General features: G+C 65.4%; 11 protein-coding genes. 8 read left to right on the forward strand and 3 right to left on the reverse strand.

Features of this window, described 5'->3' with window-relative positions:
• Window positions 1-170 precede the first annotated feature (170 nt).
• The 5 genes from ABD024_RS07380 (at window position 171) to ABD024_RS07400 (ending at window position 4,426) form a co-directional block, all read left to right on the forward strand.
• Complete coding sequence (locus tag ABD024_RS07380; RefSeq protein ID WP_343851165.1) at window positions 171-1,226, forward strand: hypothetical protein; 1,056 nt, start codon at window positions 171-173, stop codon at window positions 1,224-1,226.
• Window positions 1,223-1,744 (forward strand): hypothetical protein, encoded by a 522-nt coding sequence (locus tag ABD024_RS07385; protein ID WP_343851167.1) that lies wholly within the window; start codon window positions 1,223-1,225, stop codon window positions 1,742-1,744. Before ABD024_RS07380 ends, ABD024_RS07385 begins: the two co-directional genes overlap by 4 nt.
• Window positions 1,741-2,445, forward strand: a complete 705-nt coding sequence (locus tag ABD024_RS07390; RefSeq protein ID WP_343851169.1) for a C39 family peptidase — start codon at window positions 1,741-1,743, stop codon at window positions 2,443-2,445. Before ABD024_RS07385 ends, ABD024_RS07390 begins: the two co-directional genes overlap by 4 nt.
• An 8-nt stretch (window positions 2,446-2,453) precedes the next feature.
• Window positions 2,454-2,966, forward strand: coding sequence for a hypothetical protein (locus ABD024_RS07395; RefSeq protein ID WP_343851171.1), 513 nt, complete (start codon window positions 2,454-2,456; stop codon window positions 2,964-2,966).
• Between the two features lie 131 nt (window positions 2,967-3,097).
• A complete protein-coding gene (locus ABD024_RS07400; RefSeq protein ID WP_343851173.1) occupies window positions 3,098-4,426 on the forward strand; it encodes an acetate kinase in 1,329 nt (442 codons plus the stop codon).
• 47 nt (window positions 4,427-4,473) lie between these two features.
• Here ABD024_RS07400 and ABD024_RS07405 read toward each other — a convergent pair whose 3' ends face one another.
• The gene (locus ABD024_RS07405) at window positions 4,474-5,163 is read right to left on the reverse strand and encodes a TerC family protein (protein ID WP_343851175.1); all 690 of its coding nucleotides are present in this window, start codon (window positions 5,161-5,163) and stop codon (window positions 4,474-4,476) included.
• Window positions 5,164-5,447: 284 nt separating this feature from the next.
• Between ABD024_RS07405 and ABD024_RS07410 the strand changes: the two genes are divergently transcribed.
• The 3 genes from ABD024_RS07410 (at window position 5,448) to ABD024_RS07420 (ending at window position 9,287) form a co-directional block, all read left to right on the forward strand.
• The gene (locus ABD024_RS07410) at window positions 5,448-6,899 is read left to right on the forward strand and encodes a bifunctional 2-methylcitrate dehydratase/aconitate hydratase (RefSeq protein ID WP_343851178.1); all 1,452 of its coding nucleotides are present in this window, start codon (window positions 5,448-5,450) and stop codon (window positions 6,897-6,899) included.
• Between the two features lie 360 nt (window positions 6,900-7,259).
• Window positions 7,260-8,387, forward strand: a complete 1,128-nt coding sequence (locus ABD024_RS07415; protein WP_343851180.1) for an OmpA family protein — start codon at window positions 7,260-7,262, stop codon at window positions 8,385-8,387.
• Between the two features lie 123 nt (window positions 8,388-8,510).
• Window positions 8,511-9,287, forward strand: coding sequence for a pseudouridine synthase (locus ABD024_RS07420; RefSeq protein WP_343854537.1), 777 nt, complete (start codon window positions 8,511-8,513; stop codon window positions 9,285-9,287).
• A 6-nt stretch (window positions 9,288-9,293) separates the two neighbouring features.
• Here the strand turns inward: ABD024_RS07420 and kbl are convergent, their stop codons facing one another.
• Both kbl and ABD024_RS07430 read right to left on the reverse strand, forming a co-directional pair.
• A complete protein-coding gene (gene kbl / locus ABD024_RS07425) occupies window positions 9,294-10,493 on the reverse strand; it encodes a glycine C-acetyltransferase (RefSeq protein WP_343851182.1) in 1,200 nt (399 codons plus the stop codon).
• A 79-nt stretch (window positions 10,494-10,572) separates the two neighbouring features.
• Window positions 10,573-14,193, reverse strand: a complete 3,621-nt coding sequence (locus ABD024_RS07430) for a DUF748 domain-containing protein (RefSeq protein WP_343851184.1) — start codon at window positions 14,191-14,193, stop codon at window positions 10,573-10,575.
• Between the last annotated feature and the right edge of the window lie 149 nt (window positions 14,194-14,342).

Raw genomic sequence — 14,342 nt, forward strand, 5'->3', positions numbered from 1 at the left:
ACGGGTTCCTGCCGCTAGCCAAGCTGTAGTGCGGTTTGCCGGCCTGGCAGCGACAAGAGATGTTGCGAGGAGGAATCGGTTGCCAATGTCGTGTGCGTGAACCGACTTGCAGCTCACTGGCCGATTTGTCTGCCAAGAGACTGATTTTTCGCGGGGTCGCATCGGCCCGGATGAAGCTTTCCCCCAGTGGCTCGGAACTTGCTTGGGGGTGTTTGCTCCAAAGCGAGCAAAAACAGGGGGTCACCGCATCGTTCGGGAGAACAAACATGCGAAAGACTCTTTTAATGACAGCAATATGCATTGGCTTGGGATTCACGCTCCCTGCCTTGGCCGACGATACGCAGACCGGCGCAGCCGGAGCGACGGCCCAACGGCACTCCATTGCGGTGCAAGCCACTGACAATTCAACCGACAACTCCACCCATTCGCGTCAGCGCAACAACAACGGCGATTCCTACGCCGATGGACAGGGCAGCGCGGCCGCCAACAACGGTGGCACGGCGAGTTCGTCGATAGCGTCCTCGTTCAACACCAACAAGGCGATCGCGATCAGTCGCCTCGATGGCATGGTGACCGACATCCGCGCGCACGACATCGGCAACGTAGCCCGGAATTCCGGCGATGCCAATGGAGGCCGGGGCGGCTCAGGCGGTGACGGCTATGGCGGCTGGGCTTCCGGTGGCCGCGGTGGCTCGGGCGGTGATGGCGGGAATGCCCGCTCGCACAGCGGTTATGCCGGTGGATCGGGTGCCGACAGCGGCTATGTCGGCGCACTCAGCGGCGCGAAAGGCGGCGATTCGAGCGGCGACAACTACGCCAATGCGCGGGCTCGCTCGCGCGGGGCATCCAGCACCGGAGGAACGGCGACCGGCGGCAACGGCACCTGGGCCGGTGGAGCAGGCACCAGTGGTGCGGCGACTGCAAGCAGCGGCGCGGCGACTTCGACCGGCGGCAGCAGCGGTGCGGCTGACAGCACTGGCGGCATGGGCGGAGCCGGCGGCAGCGGCGCGTCCGGAACCGGCGGCGAAGGCATTGCCGGTGCCGGCGGAACCGGTGGTGCGGGCGGGTCGAACACGGTGGATGCCGGCACGTTCGACATGTCCAACCATATGGACGGTGCGGCCGCGGCGGCGGCAGGCGTCACGGTCATGGCGCAGAACAGCGGCGTCGGCTCGCTGATCCAGCAGAGCGTGAACGTCCAGGCCAACCTCAACATTGGTCCATGACTGAAGCCTTGCGCGGTGGGGCGCCTGGCGCTCCACCGTGCTTCCTGAGCAGAGCGTTTCGGGTGCCGATGCCATCGGCGTTTGCGGATGTCCCGTCGTACGCAGTCGTCATGGAGACAGGAGACAGCACCATGCGAACAGTGAATCTCATGTCGTGGCCCGCGATGTTGTTGCTTGGCGCGGTGATGTGGAGCGCAGCGGCGACGCAGGCGGCGGCCCAGTCTCCGGCAACCACCGTGGCGACGCCTTCCGCCAAGCCTGCCTCGCTTGATGGATGGGGCCGCGGCGTGGACAGCACGGCCCTGGCGATGTCCAGTGGCGGCAATGAGGTCAGCGAAACCATCACCCTGAACGGCACGGTGACAAACAACACCGTCGACCATGTGGTGACCGGATCGAACGTGATCGGCAACGGCGCCTTCAACGGCGCCGCCGGCGTGCCGATGGTGATCCAGAACACCGGCAACGGCGTGCTGATCCAGAACGCCACCATCCTCAATGTGCAATTCCAGCCATGACGGGCCGGTTGCGCCACGTGTGCTGGCTGGCCCCGGCGTTCGTCGTCGGGCTACTGGCTTCGGCGCCGTTGGCGGCCTCCTCGGTCGCGCTGCCCGGCGTGCAGGGCGGCAGTTATGGCCTGCACCTGACCAGCCTGAAGGAAATCCGCTACCGCAACACGATTCGCCAGAAATACGATTTCAGCTGCGGCTCGGCAGCCGTGGCAACCCTGCTCACCTACCAGTACGGCTACCCGGTGGACGAACAGCAGGCGTTTGCGCAGATGTATGCGCACGGCAACCAGCCGAAGATCAACCGGGAAGGCTTCTCGCTGCTCGACATCAAGCGTTTCCTGCAGGCCAACGGTTTCGAGGCCGACGGTTTCCAGGTGCCGCTGGACAAGCTGCAGGAAGAAGGGCTGCCTGCCATCGTGCTGATCGACGAAAGGGGCTACCACCATTTCGTGGTGATCAAGGGCATGCGCGCGGGCCGCGTCCTGCTGGGTGATCCCGCCCGCGGCACGCGTTCGATTCCGCGCGCGCAGTTCGAGGCGGCGTGGAAGAACCACCTGGTGTTCGTGATTCACAACCGGCGCGCCCTGGCGATATTCAACAGCGGCGACGACTGGCGCGCTGCGCCGATGGCCCCCATCCATTCCGTCATCGACCGAGCCGGCCTGGGCAACATCACGCTGCCCAAGCGTGGTCCGGGGGACATCTGAGTGCCGCCATGAATCCTGTCCTGAGCAAGTTTTCACACTTCCTCGCACTGGCTGTCCTGCCGGTGGCGGCCAGCCTTGCCCATGCACAAGAGCCACCGATGGCGCATTGGCCGGCCGCCGTGAGCGGGCACTGTCTGGACGCCGTTCGCGGCGGGTTCGACTTCGGCAACGGGCTGCTGGCGTCCTTCGGTATCGAGCGTGCGGTCTACATCAACGGCAACCTGGTCACCAGCAACAGCGTGCAGGTGCCGGACATCGGCCGGATGACGCCCGACCAGGCCACGGCCCTGGCTGCCGCCACGGGCACGGTCAACGTGATCCGGAACGGCGCGGGGAACAGCGTCGATACGTCTGCGTTCAATCAGATGACGGCCGCGACGGTGATCCAGAATAGCCTCGACAACCAGGACATCCGCAGCCTGACCATGATCAATGTCGGGGTGAACAGCCAAATAGCCTTCCGCAGCCTGAACCTGCAGCAAAGCCTGCAGGCCGGCCTGATCGGATCGCTCGGGCACTGACCCGGGCGGGATGTAACCAGGGTTGCGCCGTCGTCGGGCATCCATTTGACCAGCGAGGAAACGCGATGTCCCGCAAGTCATGGCGAAGCAGGTGTTCGACCGCTTGTGCGGGGGTGTTGCTGCTTGGCGGAGTGGCCAACGCGCAGGATCCGCCGTCGCCCGAGGTGCTGCCGCCGACGAGCTCGGGCGAACTGTCGACGGTAATCCGCCAGAGCATGCGCGAGCAGGACGCGCGCATCGCCGCGATGCGTGCCCAGCTAGCTGTTCAGAACGCGCAGATCGAGGCCATGAAGCGCGAGCTTGCGTCGCAGCAGGCGGATTACCGCGCACTGCGGCGAGCGGTCGGGCTCGACACGCTCGAGCAGCAGCGGGCCGGCAACATCCGCGCAGGCGGTCCGGGCGCCAGCGCGCTGCCGATGCCGGCTGGCGAAGTGCCCGCCGATGCTGCGCCCGCCGGACAGACGCCGGTTCGCACGGTGGGACAGGCGCCCGAGCGCGATCAGCGGCCGCCGGCCGTGGCACCGATCTTCAACCAGCCGGGCGTACTGACTCCGCGCGGCAAGCTGGTAGTGGAGCCTTCCTATCAGTTCGGTTACTCGTCGGCGGAACGGGTCGCCCTGATCGGCTACACGGTGATCCCGGCAATCCTGATCGGCCTGATCGACGCGCGCCAGGTCAAGACGACCACGCAAACCGGCGCGGTCGCGCTGCGCTACGGACTCAGCAACCGGCTGGAGATGGAACTGCGGATACCGTATGTCTACGGCCACACCGACACGATCAGTCGCGAGATCTTCACCGGCAGTGCCACGGACAAGGTCTTCACCAGCAGCGGTCACGGCATCGGCGATGTCGAAGCCACCGCCCGTTACCAGATCAATGATGGCGGCGCGGACAAGCCGTACTACATCGGCTGGCTGCGCTTCAAGTCGCGCACCGGCAGGGATCCGTTCGAAGTCACCATCGATTGCGTCAACCGCTGCGTGCAGAATGCGACCGGCACCGGGCTGCCGCTGCAGCTGCCGACCGGTTCGGGTTTCTATTCGCTGCAGCCCGGCGTTACCTGGTTGTATCCGTCCGATCCGGTGGTGTTCTTCGGCAACCTCAGTTACCTGCACAACTTCCCGCGCCACAACGTCAGCCGCACCGTGCTGCTCGGTGGCAAGGAGCCGCTGGGCACGGTGCGGGTGGGTGACATTGCCGATGTCAGCATCGGCATGGGCCTGGCGTTGAACGACAAGGCGTCGATCAGCATAGGCTACGACCAGAGTTTCATCGGCATCACCAAGCAGAACGGCAAGACCGTGCCCGGATCGGCCAAGAGCGTGCTGGGCACCTTGCTGCTCGGCGGCTCCTATCGCTTCAACGACAAGCGCACGATGAACTTCACGCTCGGCGTGGGGGTGACCCGCGACACGCCCGACGCCACCGTGACGGTCAGGGTGCCGATGATGTACTGAGTGCGCACGAGGCTTTCGGCGAACGCGGCCGGGCGACCGGCAGGGCCTCAATCAGCAGCAGACAGCTTCAGCCGCCGCCGTCGCCGCTGCAGCAGCCAGCCGCCGCCGCAGATGCCGATCACCGCCATCACGTCCAGGCCGTACTTCGCCCAGCTGTGCGCGTCGAACCAGCCGCTGAGCAGATGGTCGTGCGCGATCATGCGCCCGGCCGTGATCGCGATCGCGGCGGCGCCGATGTACATGATGACGGGGAAGCGATCGATCAGCTTCAGGATCAGGGTCGAACCCCAGACCACCAGCGGTACGCTGATCAGCAGGCCGAGAATGACCAGGAGCAGGTGTCCCTTCGACGCGCCGGCAATCGCCAGCACGTTGTCCAGGCCCATCAGTGCGTCGGCGGCGATGATTGTGCGCAACGCGCTCCAGAACGTATTGCCGGCCTTGATGTTGGGGCCTTCATCGTCGCCGTGGTTCAGCAATTTCCAGGCGATCGGCAGCAGCAGCACGCCACCGGCCAGCATCAATCCCGGCAGCTTGAGCAGGTAGACGACGACGGCGGTGAGCGAGAAGCGAACGGCGACGGCACCGAACGTGCCCCAGAACACCGCCTTCTTCTGCAGTTCCTTGGGCAGGCGGCTGGCGGCCATGGCGATGACGATGGCGTTGTCGCCAGCCAGTACGAGGTCGAGCAGGATGATGGCCAGCAAGCCGGAGAGAAAGTCGGGACCAAATTCCATGCAGGTTTCCATGCGCGTCTGAGAATGCAGTGGGCACGGACGCGCGCGGCCCGTGACCACCGCAAAAGTCTCGTTCGCAAGATAACTGCCGGATGACCGGAGCGAAGATTCGCTCGTGTTGACGATCACCGCACCGGGGCAGACGAACCTGCCGCGGGAACTACTCCCTTTTGGGTGAGTGGCGATTGTCGGTGGCCGGCATGGTCGCGGTCAAGCAACGCACAGAGCATCCTTGCCGTCGCAGTCGGCTAAAATGGCGGTTTTCCCCGCCGCGAGATTCCGTCATGAGTGCGCACGACATCCGTTCCGCCGTCCGTCCCGATCCCGATCAGCCGCTGCTCGACATCGCCGACTACGTCGTCGACTACCAGATCGACTCGAAGGAGGCCTACGACACCGCGCGCTACATGCTGCTGGATTCACTCGGTACCGCCATGCTGGCGATGAAGTTTCCCGAATGCGTGAAACACCTTGGTCCGCTGGTGCCGGGCGCCACGCTGCCGGGTGGTGCGCGCGTGCCGGGCACCAGTCATGAACTGGACCCGGCGCAGGCCGCGTTCGCCATCGGCACGCAGATCCGCTGGCTCGATTTCAACGACACCTGGCTGGCGGCCGAATGGGGCCATCCGTCGGACAACCTCGGCAGCATCCTGGCGGTGGGCGATTACCTCAGCCGCAAGGCGGAGCGCGAGGGCGGCCAGCCGCTCACCGTGCGCGACGTGCTGTCCTACGCCATCAAGGCGCACGAAATCCAGGGTTGCTACGCGCTGCTGAACAGTTTCAACCGGGTCGGCCAGGACCACGTGATCCTGGTGCGGCTGGCGTCCACCGCAGTGGCCACCGCGATGCTCGGCGGCAACAAGGAACAGATCACCACCGCCGTGTCACACAGCTGGATCGACAACGGTGCGCTGCGCACCTATCGCCATGCGCCGAACACCGGCCCGCGCAAGAGCTGGGCCGCCGGCGACGCCTGCCGCCGCGCGGTGACTCATGCGATCAACGCGGTCTATCGCGGCGTGGTCGGCTATCCGTCGGCGCTGTCGGCGAAGACCTGGGGTTTCTACGACGTGGCATTCAAGGGCAAGCCGTTCGAGTTTGAGCGTCCGTTCGGCAGCTACGTGATGGAAAACGTCCTCTTCAAGATCAGCTACCCGGCCGAGTTCCACGCGCAGACGGCGGTGGAGTGCGCGATGCAGCTGCATGGTGAAGTTGCTGACAGGATCGACCAGATCGAGAAGATCGTCATCGAGACGCAGGAAGCCGGCTGCCGCATCATCGACAAGACCGGCCCGCTGGCGAACTACGCCGACCGCGACCACTGCATTCAGTACATGGTGGCCGTGCCGCTGATCTTCGGTCGGCTGGTGGCCAGCGACTACAACGACGACGTGGCTGCCGATCCACGCATCGACGCGCTGCGCGACAAGATGACGGTTGTCGAGAATCCGCAATTTACGCGCGATTACTTCGACCCCGCCAAGCGCTATATCGGCAATTCGGTGCAGGTGTTCTTCAAGGACGGCAGCAGCACCGAGAAAGTTTCCATCGATTATCCGATCGGCCATCGCAAGCGTCGCGCCGAAGGCATTCCGGTACTGCTGCAGAAGTTCGAAGCCGCCATGCGCGGCCATCTGCCGGCGCACCAGGTCAAGGCGATCATGGCCGCGACGAAGGATCCGACGCAGTTGGACGCGATGCCTCTGCATCACTTCCTGGCGCTCTTCACATTGTAAAGACGATGTGAGTAGGACATTAAGGCAGGGACGGAAGCCGCGGAGGCTGCGACCCTGCCAACCGCTCGGCGTTCAACCAACGGACAGACGTGAGGACTGCATGTACCAGGCCATCACGAATCCGGAGGATTCAATTGTGCGCAAAACCAATAAACTTTCCTGAACGAAGCCTCACCAGCAAATGGTTCCATTGTCGTTAAACCGCTCCCTGCTTAACGATTTTGCTACAATCCCCGCCGCTTGCCGCATATAACGCCAAGCAGGGGCTGTAAAAGCTCTGAGTGACGTAGTTCAGTTCTGACGCGCGATTTCCGGTTGGGGTTGAACGGACGCGAAACCTAACAAATGAGGAGACACCTGATGAAACGTAAGGGCTTGTATTTTCTGATAGCGCTGGCCCTGGGCGGCGTAGGTGCCGTTCATGCGCAGAACACCACCACCACCGCTCCCGCCGATACCACAACCTCGGATATGGCCACCTCGTCCTATGACGGTCGCTGGTATATCGCACCGACCGTGGGTGGTTATTACAACGACACCGATCGCAACACCAATAGCCGTCAGTTCTATTACGGCCTGGGTGTGGGTCGCTTCATTTCGCCGAATGCATCCATTGACGTTTTTGCGGATCGCACCAAGCGCAAAGCGGACGGTGGCGGCAATTGGTCCAACAACGCTGTTGGCGCCGCAGTGCGTTTCTATGCGGGTGACTGGAACGCCTGGCGTCCGTACCTGCTGGCTGGCGTGATGGGCAGCAACCATCACAGCAGCGGCGACAGCGGCTGGTCCCCGGCGGCTGAACTGGGCGGCGGCGTCTCCAAGACGATTACCGACAGCTCCGACGTGCGTATCGAAGCCGGTTACCGTTATGACTGGGACAACAAGACCCAGCCCTCGCAGAACGGTTACGGCGACTGGTTCCTGGGCTTCAGCATCGTGTCGCGCTTCGGCGCTCCGGCTGCCGCTGCGGCCGCTCCGGTCGCTGCAACCCCGCCGCCGGCCGATTGCTCGACGATGGACAGCGACGGCGACAGCGTCAACGACTGCGACGACAAGTGCCCGGGCACTGCCGCCGGCACGATCGTCGGTCCGGACGGCTGCCCGCAGAAGGTCGTGATCGACCTGCGCGGCGTGAACTTCAAGTACGATCGCCCGAAGAAGGGTGAGACCGACATCTCGAAGTCGCTGGCCGAGCCGAGCGCCGATTCGATCGCCGTGCTGAACCAGGCCATCGACACCCTGCAGCGTTACCCGCAGGTGAAGGTGACGGTTGCCGGTTACACCGACTCGAAGGGCACCGATGAGTACAACCAGGCCCTGTCCGAGCGTCGCGCCTCGATCGTCTACAACTACCTGACCAGCCATGGCATCGATGCCAGCCGTCTGGAAGGCCCGATCGGCCACGGCGAGAGCAACCCGATCGGTGACAACGCCACCGACGCCGGTCGCGCGCAGAACCGTCGCACGGAGCTGCAGGTTCAGCAGTAATCGAACCGCAGTAACGCAGCAATGAAAAAAACCCGGCTCCGGCCGGGTTTTTTTTGCTTGTCAGCCGTCGATGCGGCGATACATTTCTTGTCGTACTGCGGCTCCGCCCTATACGCTAGCGCGATGCCTCGCCCGTCTTCCTTGCGTCCCGCCCGTCACGCTGTATCCACCGTGCAGCCGCCGCGGCATGGGCTGGCCCGCGTGCTGTCCAAGCTGGGTGCCTGCTCGCGCAGCCAGGCCGAGCAATGGATTCGTGCCGGCCGCGTCGGACTGGATGGACGCGTGGTCCGCGATCCGTATCATCCGACCCTGCTCGATCGGCAGCAGATCACCGTCGATGGACAGCCGGTGAAAAAAGCTGAGTGCGTCTACGTCGCCTTCAACAAACCACGGGGGCTCGTGGTCAGCGCGGCCGACGAGCACGGCCGCGCGACGGTCTACACCGCGCTGGCTGCTGCGGGCTTGCCGTGGCTGGGGCCGGTCGGTCGGCTGGACAAGGCCAGCGAAGGCCTGCTGTTGTTGAGCAATGACACTACCTGGGCGGCTGGCATCACCGATCCGGCCACGCACCTGGACAAGACCTACCACGTACAGGTGGCCGGTCAGCCGGACGCAGCGGTACTGGCCGCGATGCTGGCGGGTATCGACGATGCTGGCGACCTGCTGAAGGCGCGCCGGGCGACGCTGTTGCGTGCGGGCGAGAAGAATGCCTGGCTTGAGGTGGTGCTGGACGAAGGTCGCAACCGGCATATCCGCCGGTTGCTCGCTGCTCTGGGTTTCGACGTGCTGCGGCTGATCCGGGTGGCGATCGGGCCGCTTGCGTTGGGCGAGCTGGCGAAGGGGCAGTGGCGTCAGCTGAGTGCAGGCGAAGTGGGGGCGCTCGACACCCGTAAAGGCTGAGTGCCGTCAGCCGCCGATCACACCGAGCTTCCGACCCACCTTGGTGAACGCGGCAATCGCCCGATCGAGATGCTCGCGGGTGTGCGCCGCGCTCATCTGCGTGCGGATGCGTGCCTGGCCTTGCGGTACCACCGGGTAGAAGAAGCCGGTGACGTAGATGCCTTCCTCGAGCAGGGCGGTGGCCATCGCCTGCGCCTTCGGTGCGTCGTAGATCATCACCGGCACGATCGGGTGCACGCCCGGTTTGATGTCGAAGCCGGCGGCGGTCATCTGCTCGCGGAAGTAGCGCGTGTTTTCCTTGAGCCTGTCGCGCAGGTCGCCGGCGCTGGCCAGCATGTCGAATACCTTGATCGCGGCGGCGACCACGTGCGGCGGCAGCGAGTTGGAGAACAGGTACGGCCGCGAGCGCTGGCGCAGCAGCTCGATCACTTCCTTGCGGCCGGTGGTGAAGCCGCCCAGCGCGCCGCCGAGCGCCTTGCCCAGGGTGCCGGTGAAGATGTCGATCTTGTCCATCACGCCGTTGACTTCGGCCGAGCCGCGGCCGGTATCGCCGAGGAAGCCGGTGCAGTGGCATTCGTCGATGTGCACCATCGCGTCGTATTTCGCGGCCAGTGCGGTGATCTGGTCGAGCTTGGCGATGAATCCGTCCATCGAGAACGCGCCGTCGCTGCTGATCAGCTTGGTGCGTGCGCCGGCGGCGTCGGCCGCCTGCAGCTGCTTCTCCAGGTCGGCCATGTCGCTGTTGGCGTAGCGGAAGCGCTTGGCCTTGCACAGGCGGATGCCGTCGATGATCGAGGCGTGGTTCAGCGCGTCGGAGATCACCGCGTCTTCCTCGCCCAGCAGCGGTTCGAACAGGCCGCCGTTGGCGTCGAAGCAGGCGGCGTAGAGGATGGTGTCCTCGGTGCCGAAGAACGCCGCAATCTTCGCTTCCAGCTGCTTGTGCAGATCCTGCGTGCCGCAGATGAAGCGCACGCTGGCCATGCCGAAGCCGTGCGTATCCAGCGCGTCCTTGGCGGCCTGGATCACTTCGGGGTGATCGGCGAGGCCGAGGTAGTTGTTGGCGCAGAAGTTCAGCACCTTGCGACCGCCTTCCAGCTCGATCTCGGCCGATTGCGGCGAGGTGATGATGCGCTCGGCCTTGAACAGGCCCTGTTCGCGGATGGCGTCGAGTTCGCTGGCGTAGCGCGCCTTGGCTGAGTAGCTCATGGGGAATTCCGGCGGTGGGCAAAGCGCCATTGTAGGACCCCAGCCGATCGTCGCGCATGCGGATCGCGCTGCGCGACGATCAATGCAGACCGAAATCCGCGCGCGTGCTCTTGCCCTTGTCATTGATGCCCGAGGCGTCGAGCCTAGGTGGCTTGATCGCGATCCGCTTGTCGTCCAGCTTGCCGTGCAGCCAGTCCTGCACGGCGGCGGCGCGGCGCTCGGCCAGCGCGCGCATCGCGGCGGCGTCCGTGTCCACGTGGGTTTCCAGCAGGCTGCGCATTTCGTCCGGTTCCAGCGACTTGCTGAGGCCGAGGACGTTCTTCGGTTTCTCGAAGTCGGCATGGCGGTAGGCGCGTCGCAGATAGCGCTCGTATTCGTCGGGCGTCACTGTCACCTCGGTCAGCGTCGTCGCCGCGGCGTCCGCGGCGGCCTCGTCGCCCGACTCCTTGGCGAGTTTTTCACGGCGAACCAGGTCGTCCACGGTCACCTTGCGCAAGCCGGCTTCGTCCAGCGACGGATCCACCCGGCCGCTGATGTCCAGGGTGAGTGCGGGCTTGCGGCCGAGCATCTGCACGATCTGGCCAAGGCGATCCTTGGCGGACCCATCCAGCACGGCCGAGCCCGGCGCGAACTCGACGTAGCCGAGATCCTCGTGGCCGCCGCCGAACGCCGAGGCGAGCAGGCGGAACGGCGCGGTGGCCGCCTTGGCGATGAGGTTGCCGAACGCGCGCATGATCATGCTGCCGAGGCTGAACTGCGGATCGTCCAGCGAGCCGGACACCGGCACGTTCACGTCGATATTGCCCTCGGCATCCTTCAGCAGGGCCACCGCCAGCTTCACCGGCAGGTGCGACACGCCCGGGCTGTCCGTGCGCTCGCCGAAGGTCAGCTGGGTGATGAAGATGTGGTTGTCGGCGGTGAGCTTGCCCTGCTCCAGCAGGTAGTGCACGTCGGCGGTCAGTCGGCCCTTGGTGATGGGGTAGCCGGTGTACTTGCCGGAGTAGGCGCTGAGCCGGGTCAGCTCGACGTCGGTCGCCTTGCCCTTGATGTCGAGGAAGGCCACCGGCACCAGCGGGTTGATGCTGCCGCTGATGTCCACCGGCGAGGCATCGTCCAGCTTCGCCTGCGCTACCAGTTCCGCCGGCGGTTCGCCGGCCGTAGTGCCGAACGCACCGATCCTGCCGGTGAGGCTGGTGAGGTTGGCGGTGTAGTTGGGCTTGATGAAGTTGTCGGTGTAGTTGAGCTGGCCATTGGCCAGGGTGACTTCGCCGATATGGACGTCCGCGGCGGGCGTCGTGGATGCGCCGGACACCGGCTGCGGCGCCGCCGGTGCGTTGTTCGCGGCACGTGTCACCGATACCGGCGCCTGCTCGCCAGTGGAGATCACGTCCGACAGGTTCAGGCGCCCGTTGCTGTTGACGATGACGCGCGCGTAGAACGCATCCAGTACCAGTCCGCCCATATGCACGCGTGGCGTGCCCTCGCCGTAACGCAGGTCGATGCGCGAGCCGCGCAGCGAGCGCCAGCGCATGAAGTCGTCGCCGGTGAGCTTGTCCTGCATGCGCACGCGCTCGAACGCAGCGTCGCCCTTGAAGTCGAAGCGTGGCTCGGATCGACGGCCGTCGTAGTGCAGCTTGCCGGCGCTGCTGAGGCGCGCGCTGGTGACCTGCACGTTCAACGGCACGCTGGCATAGGGCACGAAGCCGGCGACGTCGAGCCGCTTGGTGACCACTTGCAGGTCGGCCACCGTGGGCAGTGGCTGCACCGTGCCCGTGGCGGCGAAGCTGCCTTTGTTGATGCGGCCTTCCAGCTTGATCCGGCGCGGCTGGTCGAGCTTGTCGCTGAGTTCTTCGATAGTGCCGTTGAGCGCTTCGATGAGCAGCGGTATCGGCTTGGCGCCATCGATGCTGCGGTCGGTGAGGCGCAGCGAACCCTGTTCGAGACCGAGGCGGGCGATGCTCCAGCGCCATGCCGGACCTTCGTCGTTGCTGGATGCGGCGTGCTTGCTGGCGAACAGGCTAGCCAGGTCGACTCGGTTGTCGCGCTCGCGCACCGCGTCGATCTGCAGGCCGTTCGCCGTGACCTTGTTCAGTTGCGCGTTGCGGGCGGCCAGATCGAGGCTGACGATGCCGGCATCCAGCTTGCGCCAGGCCACCGGCACGGCCTGTCCCTTGACCTGCGGTTCCAGCGCGAAATCGCTGACGCCGAGTCGGGCCGGCCCGATGCGCACATTGAATGCCTTGCCCCAGTCCAGCCGCAGCTGCCCGCTGGCGTCGAGCTTGCCTTTCGCGATGCGTGCGGCGGTGGCGGATGCGGCCAGTGCCTGCAGCGGCGCAAGTGCCACCTGTTTCAGTTCGAGCGTGCCGGCGTAATGGCTGGCGGCGAGATCGACGTCGCCCCGCATGCCGAGGTTGCCGCCGGCGAACTGACTGGACAGGTCGAGCTTGCCGGCCGGTCCGGCGATCGTGCCCAGGCCGAGCAGGTTGCCGTGCAGTTTGGTCAGCTGCAGCTTGGCCTGGCTGGCATCGGTGTAGGTGAGCGCACTGTCCTGCAGCGTGAGCGCAGCGATGCGCAGGTCGGTGGGCGGCGCCTTGTCATCGGCGTTGGCCGGAGGCGACATGAGGGTATCGAGGTTACTGTGGCCGCCGGCACGCTGTGTGTAGAACAGCGCGGCGCGCTCCAGCTGCATCGCACCGAAGTGGTAGCGCGAGACCAGCGGTTGCACGTCGGTCAGTTCGATGTTGCCGTGTCCCAGCCGGGCGATGGCTTCGCCGCGGCTGCTGTCGAGCACGAGGTCGTCCACTTGCAGGTTGCCGGTGAGCTGCAGCTGCGGCGTCGGCTGCGTCTGCACGAAGTGCAGGGACAGCTTGCCGCTGAGCAGACCCTTGGGAATCGCCACCGGCATCGCCGCCGGCACGTAGCCGAGGTAGCGCGGCAGGTCGAGCCGGTCGAGCTGGAAGCCGATGGTCGACTCGCGATTGCTGGCGAACGGCTTGGTCTGGCCGTCGATGCGCAGCGGGCTGCCGTCGACCGTCATGGCCAGCAGTGGCTGCACGAAGATGTCAGCGGAGCTGGGCAGGTTGGCCAGGAACGGGATGCCCAGTTCGAGCTTCTCGACATGGTGCTGCGCGTCCAGCAGGCGGTCGTCGAAGCGGATGTCGCCGCCGTGGACGCTGATGTTGGAGAGCGAGAATCGTGCCGGCTGGCTGTCCGCCGGCGCCGGTTTCGCGGTGAAGCGTTCGATCAGGTCGGTGAAGTTGAAGCGCTGGTCCTTGCCCCGCGTGATGGCGATCCGTGGCTGATCGAGCCGCAGTTCGTCCAGCACCGGGGCCAGGTGGAACAGCGAGCTCCACGACGCATTGACCGTGAGCTGGTCGATGTCGACGAACGGGGTCTGGCCGTCCGCCTCGGGCAGGTGCAGCTTGTCGACCCGCAGGTTCAGCGTGAACGGATTGAAGCGCACCTGGCCGAGACTCAGCGGCCGTCCCAACGTCTCCACGGAATGGTTCTGCAGGTAGTTGCGCAGCAGTGGCGGGGCGGCAAGGAAGCCGAGCAGGGCGTAGACCAGCAGCACGGCGGCGAGAATCGCGGCGATACGGCGGGCGCGCCGTGAGTGACTCAGCTGTTGCGCACGCGTGCGTGCGGAACCCCAGGCTGCACGCAAAGACGCGCGCAGCCGCGACAAGCTCGACCCGGACATACCGACTCCCTGGAAATGCTGAATGGCTTGGTTTGGCCCGCTTCGCCTTCGTGGCTGGGCAGGCCGCTAGCGGAATCTACCGCGACCGGGCTTAACGCGGGAACACCGCCCGCGGCCTTCAGACAGGTCGCGAGCGGTCAGGGTCAGTG

It is taken from the genome of Rhodanobacter soli (assembly GCF_039523495.1).
Classification (GTDB): Bacteria; Pseudomonadota; Gammaproteobacteria; order Xanthomonadales; family Rhodanobacteraceae; genus Rhodanobacter; species Rhodanobacter soli.